This window comes from Streptococcus timonensis (assembly GCF_047463455.1).
Lineage (GTDB): Bacteria > Bacillota > Bacilli > Lactobacillales > Streptococcaceae > Streptococcus > Streptococcus timonensis_B.
On the sequence record NZ_JASHDV010000002.1, the window covers coordinates 205,676 to 219,945 of the forward strand.

The 14,270-nt window shown below is 39.9% G+C and carries 12 protein-coding genes; 3 read left to right on the forward strand and 9 right to left on the reverse strand.

The genetic code is table 11. From position 1 onward, the window contains the following. Nucleotides 1-106: 106 nt before the first annotated feature. A complete protein-coding gene (locus QM847_RS04195; protein WP_414354049.1) occupies nucleotides 107-655 on the forward strand; it encodes an NADPH-dependent FMN reductase in 549 nt (182 codons plus the stop codon). Nucleotides 656-697: 42 nt separating this feature from the next. Here the strand turns inward: QM847_RS04195 and QM847_RS04200 are convergent, their stop codons facing one another. Further along, complete coding sequence (locus QM847_RS04200; RefSeq protein ID WP_414354050.1) at nucleotides 698-1,888, reverse strand: O-antigen ligase family protein; 1,191 nt, start codon at nucleotides 1,886-1,888, stop codon at nucleotides 698-700. Nucleotides 1,889-2,101: 213 nt separating this feature from the next. Between QM847_RS04200 and birA the strand changes: the two genes are divergently transcribed. After that, a complete protein-coding gene (birA, locus tag QM847_RS04205) occupies nucleotides 2,102-3,037 on the forward strand; it encodes a bifunctional biotin--[acetyl-CoA-carboxylase] ligase/biotin operon repressor BirA (RefSeq protein WP_414354052.1) in 936 nt (311 codons plus the stop codon). 59 nt (nucleotides 3,038-3,096) lie between these two features. On the opposite strand, the gene QM847_RS04210 is transcribed toward birA, so the two are convergent. The 5 genes from QM847_RS04210 to QM847_RS04230 all read right to left on the reverse strand — a co-directional run bounded on the left by QM847_RS04210 (nucleotide 3,097) and on the right by QM847_RS04230 (nucleotide 8,355). Then, a complete protein-coding gene (locus QM847_RS04210; protein ID WP_414354054.1) occupies nucleotides 3,097-4,284 on the reverse strand; it encodes an acetate kinase in 1,188 nt (395 codons plus the stop codon). A gap of 55 nt (nucleotides 4,285-4,339) precedes the next feature. Then, nucleotides 4,340-5,287, reverse strand: a complete 948-nt coding sequence (locus tag QM847_RS04215; protein ID WP_414354056.1) for a class I SAM-dependent methyltransferase — start codon at nucleotides 5,285-5,287, stop codon at nucleotides 4,340-4,342. 99 nt (nucleotides 5,288-5,386) lie between these two features. Next, nucleotides 5,387-5,971, reverse strand: coding sequence for a DNA-directed RNA polymerase subunit delta (gene rpoE / locus QM847_RS04220; RefSeq protein ID WP_414354058.1), 585 nt, complete (start codon nucleotides 5,969-5,971; stop codon nucleotides 5,387-5,389). A gap of 294 nt (nucleotides 5,972-6,265) precedes the next feature. Beyond that, nucleotides 6,266-7,465 (reverse strand): ABC transporter permease, encoded by a 1,200-nt coding sequence (locus QM847_RS04225; RefSeq protein WP_414354059.1) that lies wholly within the window; start codon nucleotides 7,463-7,465, stop codon nucleotides 6,266-6,268. Next, complete coding sequence (locus tag QM847_RS04230) at nucleotides 7,462-8,355, reverse strand: ABC transporter ATP-binding protein (protein WP_414354061.1); 894 nt, start codon at nucleotides 8,353-8,355, stop codon at nucleotides 7,462-7,464. Before QM847_RS04230 ends, QM847_RS04225 begins: the two co-directional genes overlap by 4 nt. A 304-nt stretch (nucleotides 8,356-8,659) precedes the next feature. Between QM847_RS04230 and QM847_RS04235 the strand changes: the two genes are divergently transcribed. Beyond that, nucleotides 8,660-9,565, forward strand: coding sequence for an alpha/beta fold hydrolase (locus QM847_RS04235; RefSeq protein WP_414354062.1), 906 nt, complete (start codon nucleotides 8,660-8,662; stop codon nucleotides 9,563-9,565). Nucleotides 9,566-9,685: 120 nt separating this feature from the next. Here the strand turns inward: QM847_RS04235 and pheT are convergent, their stop codons facing one another. The 3 genes from pheT to ldcB form a co-directional block, all read right to left on the reverse strand. After that, nucleotides 9,686-12,091: a phenylalanine--tRNA ligase subunit beta gene (gene pheT / locus QM847_RS04240; RefSeq protein WP_414354064.1), complete on the reverse strand. Its 2,406-nt coding sequence runs from the start codon at nucleotides 12,089-12,091 to the stop codon at nucleotides 9,686-9,688. Between the two features lie 130 nt (nucleotides 12,092-12,221). Next, the gene (gene pheS, locus QM847_RS04245) at nucleotides 12,222-13,268 is read right to left on the reverse strand and encodes a phenylalanine--tRNA ligase subunit alpha (protein ID WP_414354066.1); all 1,047 of its coding nucleotides are present in this window, start codon (nucleotides 13,266-13,268) and stop codon (nucleotides 12,222-12,224) included. A 278-nt stretch (nucleotides 13,269-13,546) separates the two neighbouring features. Next, entirely contained in the window at nucleotides 13,547-14,263 is a 717-nt protein-coding gene (ldcB, locus tag QM847_RS04250; RefSeq protein ID WP_414354068.1) for an LD-carboxypeptidase LdcB/DacB, read from the reverse strand. Nucleotides 14,264-14,270: the final 7 nt, after the last annotated feature.

Consider the following 14,270-nt stretch of genomic DNA (forward strand, 5'->3'; position numbering starts at 1 on the left):
ATACTTTTTTATATTCTGAGCAAATTTCTTGCAAATGACTTTGTTTTGTTGTAACATATATTGTAACAACAGAGTAATTCTGATTTAAATTTAAAGGAGACTCCCTATGTCTAAAAAAGTATTATTTATCGTTGGTTCACTTCGTGAAAGTTCTTTCAACCACCAAATGGCACTGGAAGCAGAAAAAGCTCTTGCAGGAAAAGCTGAAGTTAGCTATCTTGACTACTCCGCAATTCCTCTATTTAGCCAAGATCTTGAAGTTCCAACTCTTCCAGCTGTTGCAGCTGCGCGTGAGGCGGTTCAAGCAGCTGATGCTATCTGGATCTTTTCTCCAGTATATAACTTCTCAATTCCAGGAACTGTAAAAAACTTACTTGACTGGCTTTCACGCGCCATTGACTTGTCTGACACTCGTGGAGCATCTGCTCTTCAAGATAAGATTGTTACAGTATCATCTGTAGCAAATGCAGGTCATGACCAACTCTTTGCGATTTACAAAGACCTTCTACCATTTATCCGTACACAGGTTGTTGGTGATTTTACCGCAGCTTGTGTCAATGATTCTGCTTGGGCGGATGGTCAATTAGTCCTCGAAGATAGCGTTGCTGCTTCTCTAGAAAAGCAAGCTGAAGATTTACTTCAAGCTATTCAATAATAAAAAGGATAGTAGAAAATCTCATTTCTACTATCTTTTTGTTTATTCAACAAATTCTCCGATCATACTATGTTTTAATGGCAAACTACACATTACCAAAAGGAAGATGAAGGAGGACTGAATCCAAAAGAGGGCCAAATCAAAAATTCCATGCACAGCAACTACTGTTAAGAATGAAAGATAAAGACCAACAATCGGACGCTTGCTCGGCTCCTGACTCATATCAATTAATTTTCGGATTGGGTCTGAAGAAGCAATCCCTAATAATACCGTTCCTACCACACCGTAACTCAATATCGTATCAATGTATATACTATGAGCATGTTCGTGATAAGGAGCAAAAATACGAGGATAAGAGTGCATATAGGTTAGAGGCCCCTCACCCCAGAAGGGATTTTGTTTGAATAAGGTCATACCTGCATTCCAGATCGACACTCGTTCTTCCATAGACGAATCGAGCGTTCCCATTCGAACTCCCAAATCACTGGAGAAGAGAAAGGCAAGACCAACAGCAAAGACTCCAATACTGAGCCAGAAGGCACGCCAGTTTTTAATGGTAGTGAAAAGATAAATAATCGCACCAAAAATAATGGCTGGGAATGCTGTTCTATTTTGGGTGAAATTTAATCCAAACAAATTCGCAAAAATTGCAATCACTGAGAAAATTCTCAACCATCTCAATTTAGTTGTACTGATTAAGTAAAATCCAATCATAATACAGAAGCAACAGATAATTCCATAGTAATTAGGATTAAAGAAGGCTACTTCTGCTCGGTTCTGATGCCAGACCTGCATCTTAGGGGATAAGAAAGTATAATCAAATTTCTTTACAATTTGAAAATGCTCTAAGGCTGCAAAAACAGCTGCTAGCATGCTGAGCGACAAGATTCCCTGCAACATGAACCTAAAAAACTTTGGTGTGAGATGCGCCTGATAATAGTAAAAGAATATGGCAAAGAGGAACATTGCCAGGGTTGCTACCATTCCCATTAGGTTTTGAGCTAATAGAGAAACGCCTCCACTATACGCAATAAATAAGAGTAATACAAAATGATTGGAAAGATGCTTTAAAATTCCCTTCATCTCTCCAGTAATAACTAGACCTATTAGATAAGAGATGAATATGATTAAGAAAAGATAAAACGGTAAAAAGATACTGAGAATGACTCCCAATAAGATTAATTCTCTCTTCGAGAACCCCTTTAACTTTTCGATGATACCTATTGATTTCACAACAGATCCTTTCTCTCTGAATCCTAAAACTCAGATTTACACAAACTATTTAAATATTTTACCACTTTTTAAATGATTTGAAAACTACTAACTCTAGGGACATACAACTAAAATATAGGTAAAATAATTTGTTTCTAGATATTCCATCCAAAGTTCTAATACGACTATGAAAATATGATAAAATAAAAGCAAGTATTCAAGAAAGGGCTGAACATGAAATCCTATCAACAAGTTTACAATATACTAGTTACCGAAACAGATTACTTAAGTGGAGAAAAAATTGCTGAGAGATTAAATATCTCCCGAACTGCTGTGTGGAAAGCCATCCAACGTCTCCAACAAGAGGGGCTAATCATTAACAGCATCAAGAATCGTGGTTATAAACTTCTTCAGGGGGACCTTATCTTGCCACAAGAAATAGAAGCCAAGAGTCCGATTACTGTTCAGTTCAAACCCGTCACCAAATCAACTCAAACCGATGCTAAAGAAGCCGTAGAAGCAGGTAGCACTGGTGATACTCTCTACCTCTCAACTAGTCAAACAGACGGGCGTGGTCGCTTCCATCGCCCCTACTTTTCCCCTCCCCAAGGAGGAATCTATATGTCCCTCCATATCAAACCCAATCTCCCTTATGACCAGTTGCCTCCATATACACTCCTAGTTGCAGGAGCTATCTACAAAGCAATTAAAAATTTAACCATGATAGATATCAGTATCAAGTGGGTAAATGATATTTATTTTAATAATAAAAAGATTGCCGGTATTTTGACAGAAGCTGTCACTTCTATAGAAACTGGGCTAGTTACAGATATCATCATTGGTGTTGGGCTAAACTTTTCTATCAAGGATTTCCCAAAAGACCTAAGAGAAAAAGCAGGAAGTCTATTTCCTAATGAAGCTCCGATTACTCGAAATGAACTGATTGCTGAAATCTGGAAATGTTTCTACGAAACCAATTCCGATGAACTGCTTCATCTTTACAAGACTAACTCTCTAGTCCTTGGAAAAGAAATTCATTTTAAACAAGGAGAAGAAACTCTCTCTGGTAAAGCAACTAGTATCTCAGATAAAGGTGAACTCCATGTAGAGCTAACTAGTGGTAAAAAAATATGGCTCAACAGTGGAGAAATCTCCCTAACCAAATGGTAAATTGTTTTTCAAAAACAAAAAATCGACCTTAAAGGAAGGTCGATTTTTCATATATCTGTTTATTTCAAACGCTCAACATCACGTGCAATCACAAGTTCTTCATCAGTCGGAATAACAAGTACACGGACTTTAGCTGCAGCTGTTGAGATATCTCCAGTTACACCAAAGACATTTTTCTCTGGATCTACATCACAGCCAAACCATGAGAGTCCCTCAATAACATCTTTACGTACTAATGCAGAATTTTCACCAACTCCTGCAGTAAAGATAATAGCGTCTGCACCATTAAGAACTGCAAAGTATTGACCGATATGTTTTTGAATGCGATCCACATACATTTCGTGAGCTAAGATCGCATCTTTGTCACCAGCTTCAACGCCAGCTTCTACATCACGCATATCACTAGACTTACCAAAAATACCTTGTAAACCTGACTCACGGTTCAAAACATTGATCATGTCTTCAGGTGTATTAAAATCATTTGTATGTTCCATAAGGTAAGGAATGATAGCTGGATCGATATCACCAGTTCTTGTTCCCATCATCACACCTGCAAGTGGAGTGAATCCCATAGATGTATCAACAGATTTTCCACCCTTAACCGCAGTAATAGAACCACCGTTACCGATATGACATGTGATTATTTTTAATTCTTCTAGAGGACGTCCCAACAGTTTTGCTGCTTCTTGAGCTACGAATTGGTGGCTAGTTCCGTGAGCACCATATTTTCGAACTTTATTTTCTGTGTAATATTTAGTTGGTAGTGGGTAGCGGTAAGCTTTCTCAGGCATAGTTGAGTGGAATGATGTATCAAAAACAGCAACACTAGTTACGTTTGGTAACAATTCCTTGAAGGCGCGAATTCCGGCTACGTTAGCTGGAGTATGTAGTGGTGCAAGTAGACCCAACTCTTCGATTTGAGCCAATACATCACCTTCTACTACTACAGAGTCTGTAAAGACTTCACCACCAGCAACAACACGGTGCCCAACTCCTGTGATTTCATCGTAAGATTTGATAATATCAAAACGAATCAAGTCATCAAGCAAAATTTTAACAGCAACAGTATGATTTTCAATATCAGTGATTTCTTTTTCAGCACGACCATCGAATTTTACTGTTGAGATAGAATCTTTCAAACCAATGCGTTCAATTAAGCCTTTAGCAAGAACCTGTTCTTCTGGCATTTGATACAGTTGCCATTTCAAACTTGAGCTACCGGCATTAATTGCAATTGTTTTAGACATAATTTTTCCCCTTTTTAAGCGTTTTCAACTATTATATCAAATCTCAGTTCAAATTTCATGAATATTGACTCCAAATTTGAAACTTTTCTTTAAAGTCTGCCAATTCCTGAGAATCACGTAGATTACTTAGTGGATACACGAAAGGTTCTACGGTTTTTGAGCCTTTCTTTTGCAGAACAAAAATAGCCTTAGCATTGCTACCTTGACTAAAGAGATTTTCTGGCAAAGTAATCATGGCTACAAGTTGAGCATTCTTCGTTAACCAAAATTTTAAAAGATTGCTTTGAGGACTGGACAGAAGATTACTAGGAGCTAGAAAAATTGCAAATCCTCCATTTTTAAGATACTTAAGCGATTGTTCCATCAATAAATGGTGAGCGTAAGTATGTTCGTCTGACGCCGCAACTTCATAACGTGAGGCAACTTGATCATCTGGGTAGTAACCGATAGGTAAATCACTAACAATGATATCACTTTCCTTTAAAATTTGTGGTCGCACTGCATCCCCCTGAACATAAACAGCTGGAAGACCGATTACCTCTGTAATACTAGCAGCCAAATCAATTAAAAGATCATCAATTTCGACTCCTAAATAATCAACTTTTTTATCAAGCGAGGTCAAAAAACTTGCACCCAATATCCCCATACCAGATCCTAATTCTAACAGATTTAATTCTTGGCCTGGCCATAGTTCCTCAATTATAAAAATAAGCAACAAGGCTACTGTATCCGGTGTAAACTGGTGATTTGCTTGAAGGGGTTCTGTCTGAGCAGCTTTCATCAAGAGAAACTGATAGGTTCTAAGCCACTCCTCTTTTCTCAGAGCCAATCTCTTTAAAGATTTGTTATTATCCTTAACAACCTGAAGATTAGTTTGCCCATCTAGATAGATGCTATTTTGCTCAATCAAGGCATCGTAAAAATTTGTTGCCAAATCATTTTGAATGATTTGAATGTTCTCTAATAAGTAGGTATATGCTTGTTCAATTTTTTCAAAATCCATATTCCTATCTTATCAAAAATGCTCCTTTTTTTCCATTCTTCCTTATTAGAAAAAACTTAAAAAGCCACAAGAATCCTTCTTGTGGCTTTGCATTATTCTTTATTCTTCTTCATCTTCGGCATCTTCGGCATCTTCATCGTCTTCTTCAACGAGTTCGACATCTTCTCCAAGATCGTCTGGTGCGATTTCGTTAATCTCAGCATCGTAAGCTTCTACTTCGTTTTTCTCATCATCTGGATTATCATCATCATAAGAAAGTGCTGGATCTTCTTCGTAGGCGTCCTCATCCTCTGGATCATCTGCACTGTAATCAATGGCATCTGCATCACCATCCATAAAGGCATTAACACGTTTCTTCTTAGCCTTAGGTGCTACTTCTTCGTCATCGCTTTCTTCTAGGGCAATGATTTCCTCATCGATTTCGTCAACTCCATACCAAGAACGAAGTCCCCATTTGTTATCTCCGAGAGAGATGAAGCTTCCGTCAAAGTTTAACTCTGTATAGAACAAAGGTAGTGCTTCACGAATATCGCTATTAGAGGTACCCAGATAGTTTTGGATTTCATTCACTAAATCGCTAAAATGCATTTCGTGGTCACGACCACGAAGTTCTAGGATGGCACGAGCCACCTCAATCATAGATAGTTCACTTTTTTCTTGCCCAGCAAATACTTCTAATTCCAAAGCGTTTCTCCTCATTTTTTAACTACTAACACCAGAGCAAACAAACTCTGGTCTCATTTTATCATGTACTCCTTATTGTACGATAATTTTCCTTATTAGTCAAAGGTTTAGAAAAAATTAATGTGAAATATTTTAGCTAATTAATACTCAATGAAAATCAAAGAGCAAACTAGGAAGCTAGCCACATGCTGCTCAAAACACTGTTTTGAGGTTGCAGATGGAAGCTGACGTGGTTTGAATTTGATTTTCGAAGAGTATAAAAGACCTGCAAGCTACACTCACAGGTCTGATACTTTATTTATAGTTTAAAGCTCGTTTTAAGGTTTTCCAGATGCCTAAATCATCCGTTTGAAGGACTAGACTAGCATAGATTCTTCCGATAAAGACTGTTCCAACTACTGCAAAAACAACAGTTATGCCAAGGGAAATCCAAGATTCTAAACCATTAGCGTAACCATTAATGGCTCTAAAAGGCATAAAGAAAGTAGAAATAAAGGGAATATAGGATCCAATTTTCAAAATCAGATTGTCTCCTGAAGCACCTAGGGCGGTTACTCCAACGAACCCTCCTATAATCAAGAGCATCAAAGGTGACAAGGCCTTACCTGCATCCTCAGGACGAGAAACCATAGAACCTAGGAAGGCTGCTAAAACTACATACATAAAGAGACTGACCAAGACAAACAACAAGGTATTGACCGAAAAGGCTTCTCCCAAATGGTTTAGAACACCTGAATTAGCCATGAATGGCATATCTTTAAAGAAGAAAATAGCTCCTAGTCCACCAAAAACGTAAATGCCGATATGAGTCAATATTACAAAAAGCAAGGCAATCATACGTGCATAGAAATAATGACTGGCACGAATGCTTGAGAAAACTACCTCCATGATTTTAGTACCTTTTTCACTAGCCACTTCTTGAGCAGTGACACTGGCATAAGTTATTAAAATCATATAAAGGAAGAATCCAAGTCCAGCTGCTGCAATGGTTTGGACCATCTTTTTGTTCTCTTTGGCTTCATCAATTTGCTCTGTAAATTGAACAGTTTGTGCCAAACGTTGTTCCTGTTCCTGAGACAAATTTGCTTCCGAGCGATTAAGTTGGTATTGGAGCTCATTCAACTTAGTTGTCACGGCTAACTTAATACCACTTTCTAATGAAGTCTCACCATGATAGGTTGCCTTAAGCACACTATCCTCCTTATCAATAATCAAATAACCCTTGATTTCTTCATCTTTGATAGCTGCCTGAGCACTGGCTTCATCCTTATAATCAAAGTTGATTCCATTGGTCCCCTTTAATCCTTCCGTCACTGCTGAAACCGAACTAATCACTGCAATCTTATTATTTTGAGCCAAAGAAGACCCTTGCAGATACCCGATACCTCCTGAAAGTCCAAGGAACAAGAAAGGCGAAATAACCATGAAAAAGAAACTCCAAGATTTGACGTGTCGCAAATAAGTTTCTTTAATAACTACCCACATATTTTTCATACTTCCACCCCTGATTCTAGTTTAAAAATTTCATCGATTGTTGGAGCTTGCTGGTCGAAGGTCGCAATATAGTGTCCTTGGGTTAAAATCTCAAAGAGCTCCTGTCCAGCATTTTCATCATCTAGAATTAGCTTCCAAGTCCCCTGCTTGGTCAAGCTAGCATGAGTGACATGAGGAAGACTTTCCAATTCTTCCTGACTCTTTTCACTTGCAACAAAGAGGCGCGTTTTTCCGTATTGATTGCGGACATCTTGAACTGGTCCATGCAAAACCACACGCCCATCGCGAATCATCAGGATATCATCACAAAGCTCTTCAACATTGGTCATGACGTGATCTGAAAAAATGATAATCGCTCCACGCTCTTTTTCTTTTAAGATAACGCGTTTGAGTAGTTCGGTATTGACTGGATCTAGGCCACTAAAAGGTTCATCTAGAATGATCAGATCTGGTTCATGCATCAAGGTGATAATTAACTGAATCTTCTGCTGATTCCCTTTTGAAAGGCTCTTAATTTTGTCTGTCAGTTTCCCCTTGACTTCCAGTTTCTCCATCCATTGAGGGAGTTTTTCTTTGACTTCTTTAGCGTTCATTCCTTTTAACATTGCTAGGTAACGAACCTGCTCTAGAACTGTTAACTTAGGCATGAGACTACGTTCTTCAGGTAAATAACCAATCTGGGCATAGGTTTCCTGCTCAATTTCTTGCCCATTAAGCCTAATCTCACCCTGATAATCCAAAAATTTTAATATACTATGAAAAATGGTCGTCTTCCCAGCTCCATTTTTTCCAACTAGACCTAAAATTCGTCCAGGTTGAGCTTGAAAGTCAACACCAAACAAGACTTGTTTGGGACCAAAACTTTTTTCAAGATTGCGGATTTCTAACATGATCCACCTCCTATTGTTTCTACACTCATTATACTCCTTTTTTTGGGCATTACAAGGATTTATGTACATTTTTAAATCTTGGTTTTAAATAAAGATATTTACTGGATTGAGAATTTATTTGCTCTTCCCCAAATATCTTATTCCTCCAGTTTTTAAGTGATAAATATATTGTACTCATTTCTTGATAAATTCGTTGACAATGTCCTGAATTGTTACTAGAAATCTTCATCATCTTGTAGCTTATCGAACTTTTTTGTGATATATTTATGATAGAAAATGGATTATCATAGACAAGGAATTTGATATGAAAAAAAGACTTAAACTCGAGCCAAACAACAATAACTTAATCATTTGGGAAGCTGAACACCCAAAAGCCATTCTTCAGCTTGTACATGGGATGGTAGAGTACATAGAACGATATGAAGAATTTGCTCTAGCCATGAATAAAGAAGGTTTTACTGTTATTGGTCATGATCATCTCGGTCATGGTTTTACTGCTCAAGATCCAAGTCAGCTCGGAGTTTTTCCCGAATCTCCCGAGGAACTCATCGATGATATTGAAAGAGTGACCTCCTTTATTCAAGAAAGCTATCCTGGACTCCCTATCATCCTTCTAGGTCATTCTATGGGTTCTCTTATGTGTCGCTATTATGTAGCTAAAAGAAAACCACCTATCAATGCCCTGATCATCATGGGAACTGGCCAACAACCTCAATTTCTGACTAGTTTCGCTCTCATCCTAACAGAATGCATCCGACTTATAAAAGGGGATAAACACCGTAGTAAACTACTGACCTATCTATCAACTGATAGTTTTAATCGAAGTATTAAGAATCCGAAAACATCTGTAGATTGGCTCTCGAAAAATGAAGAATCCAACCAAGCTTATCTGAAGGATCCATTCTGTCAATTCATTCCTACTATTCCTATGTACAGAACTATTTTTTACTTCTCTAATCAAGTAGCTAGTAAAAAAATGATAGCCGAGATTCCAGTCCAACTTCCTATTCTCGTTATTTCAGGACAAGAAGACCCTCTGGGAGAAAATGGTAAAGGTATAGAAAGATTTGTAAAACTCTTAAAGGCTTCACATTCAAGAGTCAGCCTTCGATTAGTTGAAGAGGCTCGTCATGAAATTCTGAACGAAATCAATCGACATGATACTTACCACTTCTTAGCTGATTGGATGACAAAAAACATGGATGGCTAGCCCGCTTTTAGCAGTATTAAATAGGACTTAATTTCTCCACCAAGTTGATTAAATCATCAAGTTAAAACTTGATGATTTTTTGTACTAAAAAATCCATCCTTAGGGATGGATTTTAAACTCTTAACGCACTTCTGCATTCACTTTTTCTTCGAGTGATGCTTGGATTTTTTCCATATAGCGTGCGACTTCTTCGTCTGTCAAGCTATCTTCTGGATTTTGGAAAGTCAAGCTATAGGCCATGGACTTCATACCAAGTCCTAGTTTTTCACCTGAGAAGACATCGAAAAGTTTGATATCTGTCAAACGTTTCACGCCAGCAGCTTTGATGGCGTCTACCACATCTTGGTGAGTCACTTCTGCCTTGAGGAGAAGAGCGATATCACGGCTGACTGCTGGGAATTTAGTAATTTCCACAAAGGCTGCTGCTGGTTGAAGGGCTTCTTCAATCGCTGAAAGGTTAAGCTCCGCTACATAAGTCTCTGGAATATCGTAAGCCTTAGCTGTCACAGGGTGCACTTGACCGAGGAATCCAAGAACTTGATCACCAAGTGAGATCAAGGCTGTACGTCCTGGGTGAAGACTCTTGATCTCTTGCGTTGCTGTATAGGTCACTTCAAGACCCAAGCGAGCAAATAGAGCTTCCAAAATTCCCTTAGCATAGAAGAAGTCAACTGGAACAGCTGGAGTCTGGAAGTCTTTTTCAGCGACTAAACCTGTCAAGGCAAAGGCAAAGCTGTTGATTTCATTTGGCAATTCTTCTTTTGGATTACCGATTTGCTCGAAGACTTTTCCAATCTCATAAAGAGCCAAGTTTTTATTCTTACGTGCTACGTTGTAGGCAACTGTATCCAAAATACCTGAAACCATATTTTGACGGAGAACTGAACGGTCCACAGTCATTGGCCACATGAGCTCCGTTAAGTTGCTTGGTGTAGTCGTAAACTCCACTGCTTTTTCAGGAGTTGTCAGAGCGTAGGTGATGATTTCTGTCAATCCAGCACCTTCTGCAATGGTACGAACTTGACGACGCAATTTTTGTGTCGCTGTTAATTCACCGGCTGTCCCATCATCTTTTGGAAGACTGGTTGGCAAGCGATCGTAACCATAAATACGAGCGATTTCTTCAAAGAGGTCCGCTTCGATAGTGATATCCCAACGGCGACGTGGAACGCTAACTGTGAAGGCTTCAGCATTTCCAGAAAGGCCAAATCCAAGACGACGGAAGACTTCCTCTACATCCGTGTAGGAAAGCTCGGTACCAAGGACACGGTTGACGTCTGCAAGAGTAGAAGAAACTTCCACATCAGAAGTGTCCAAGTGGCCTGCTGAAACGATTCCCTTCCGTACTGTCGCACCAGCCAATTCCGCAATCATGCTTGCTGCTGCATCAAGGGCTTCATTAACGGTTGCCACATTGATGCCTTTTTCAAAGCGAGAAGATGATTCAGAACGAAGGTTGAGGCGACCACTTGTCTTACGGATAGATTTGCCATTGAAGACAGCAGCTTCAAGGACGACACGAGTAGACTTTTCAGAGATTTCTGTAGCTTGTCCACCCATGACACCTGCAAGGGCTACTGGTTTGTCAGCGACCGTAATCACGAGGTCACTTGTTTCCAACTCACGTTCTTCCCCGTCCAAGGTCACCAATTTCTCACCTGCACGCGCTTCACGCACACGGATATTAGATCCTTCAAAGGTATCCAAGTCAAAGGCATGCATAGGCTGACCAAAGTAAAGCAGGATATAGTTGGTCACGTCAACGACATTGTTAATAGGACGAATGCCCTCGTTCATGAGGAGGTTTTGCAACCATTGTGGACTTGGTGCGATGGTCACATTGTCCAAGATACGGGCTGCATAGTAAGGAGCCTTGTCTGTGTCAATGCTGACAGAAAGAGCATCAGTTGCAGCTTGATCAGTTTCAGTCAAAGTAAAGTCTTTAAAGTTGACTGCCTTGTCATAGATAGCGGCTACTTCATACGCCACTCCACGCATAGAAAGAGCATCTGCACGGTTTGGAGTGATGGAAAGCTCGATGATTTCATCATCCAAGTCTAGATAGGAGAAGACTTCCTCACCTGGAACAGCAGTTGCTGGCAAGATTTGGATCCCATCTGCAAATTCTTTCGGTACAACGGAGTCAGAAATCCCTAATTCACCAAGTGAGCAGATCATTCCGAGAGATTCCAAACCACGGATTTTCCCTTTTTTGATCTTGTAGTTATCAGCAATGCGTGCACCTGGAAGAGCTACCATGACCTTGATGCCAGCACGCACATTTGGTGCTCCACAGACGATTTGACGAGCTTCTTCTTCGCCAACGTTAACCTGACAAACATGAAGGTGAGTTTCGGGCACATCTTCGCAAGACAAGACCTCACCGACGACAATTTTTGAGAGACCAGCAGCAGGTGATTCCACACCTTCTACTTCGATCCCTGTGGTTGACATTTTTTCAGCCAACTCTTGTGATGGTACATCAATGTCCACCAATTCTTTTAACCATTTATATGATACTAACATAATTCTGATTGTAAGATCTTAGCAAGCAAGACCTTTTCAATTCCTTTCTTTTTCTTCGAGTCAGTCCTCACCATTTCTCAGCGAGAGAAAATGACTAGAACTGTATAGGACTGTGTTTCAGGTTTCAATCTTATTTAAACTGTTCTGAGAAGCGGACATCTCCTTGGTAGAATCCACGAATATCGTTGATTCCGTAACGGAGCATAGCTACACGTTCTTGTCCAAGACCAAAGGCAAAACCAGAGTAGACAGTTGCATCGATACCACTCATCTCAAGGACACGTGGGTGAACCATACCGGCACCCATAATCTCGATCCAACCAGTTTTCTTACATACGTTACAGCCGTCTCCTCCACACTTGAAGCATGAAACATCTACCTCAACAGATGGCTCAGTGAACGGGAAGTAAGATGGACGTAAACGAATTTGACGCTCTTCACCAAACATTTTTTGTACAATCAACTGGAGGGTTCCTTGAAGATCCGCCATAGAGATGTTTTTCCCTACAACCAATCCTTCGATTTGGTGGAACTGGTGACTATGAGTCGCATCGTCCGTATCACGACGGAATACACGCCCTGGTGAGATCATCTTCAAAGGACCTTTTGAAAAATCATGGGCATCCATAGCACGCGCCTGAACTGGAGACGTGTGAGTACGGAGCAAGATTTCTTCTGTGATATAGAAAGTGTCCTGCATATCACGAGCTGGGTGATCCTTTGGAAGGTTCATACGTTCAAAGTTATAGTAGTCTTGTTCAACTTCAAAACCATCCACTACTTGGTAACCCATCCCGATGAAGATATCTTCGATTTCTTCACTAGTTTGTGTGAGGATGTGACGGTGACCAGTCGCAACTGGACGACCTGGAAGCGTAACATCAATGCTCTCACTTGCTAGTTTAGCTTCCACTTTCTTTTCTTCCAAGAGCTTAGCTGATTCTTCAAATGCAGCTGTCAAAACATCACGAGCTTCATTGACGTGTTTTCCGATAACAGGACGCATTTTTGCAGAAACATCTTTCATCCCTTTCAGGATTTCAGTAAGGGAACCTTTTTTACCAAGGACAGAGACGCGCAATTCTTGCAGCTCTTTTTCATTTTCAGCAGAAATCTGCTTCAAGCTAGCTAGCGTTTCTTCACGAAGCGCTTTTAATTGTTCTTCAATAGTTGACATAATTCCTCCATCAGTCTCTCGTAGATAAAAAGAAAACCACATGCCAAAAACTCCACACTCGGAGCGTTGACACGCGGTACCATCCGTTTTTATCTGACAAGTCAGACCTTTATTTCTGAATCCATAGGCAAGTGAATTCACCCAGCTTTCATATAGAGAGCTTTCAGTCACGGCTCTCCTCCCTGATATACTTCCCCTGAGATACTAGTCTTGCAGATTCCTATTTAATTATTATTCATTTTATCAAATTTCAAGCATTCTTGCAAGATATTTTGCGACTAATCAACATAGTCCCCACCTTCAAAGCCGTAATACTCTTCCAAGCTGAGACCACTTGCAGCGATGTCCTTGGCTTCTTTGCCAACATAGCGAAGATGCCATTCCTCAGCCATATAGCCTGTTTCTTTTTCCTTACCTTTGAGATAGCGAACGATGAAGCCATAGTCTGCAGCATGGTCCAATAGCCATTGAGCAGCCTTTTCTTCAGTCACTAAATCTCCATTTGTTCCAATTAGGTCAAAAGCAAGGCCAGTTTGGTGTTCACTATATCCAGGTCGTGCAGAATAGCGGTCAGCCTCTGCCTTTCCGTCTTGGTTGACATAGTCCTGATAAAGTTGAGTTTGAGTTTCATAACTTCTGAAACCACTATAGTGGTCGCTGATTGGGAAACCTGCTTGCTGCATAGCTGCAATGAGTTTTAACAGTTCTGCCTTTGCGGTAGGATTTTCTCCAGGATTGTAGTCTTTTGACATAGGATAATGCTTATTAGCGACAACAATCTCATCGTACTTGCCTTGAATGCTGTAGTGATCTCCTTTGTTGACTACTTCTGCTTTCTTTTGACTAGCTGCCTGAGACTTACTTCCCACAGTTCCTTCTTGGAAAGTTTTTTCTTCCGTTGAAGTCTGAGTTTCTGAAGTTGCTGGTTTTTCTTGCGAACAAGCTGCTAATGTCAATGCTAATAATCCTGATAATACAAGATATCTTTTCTTCATCTTTAAT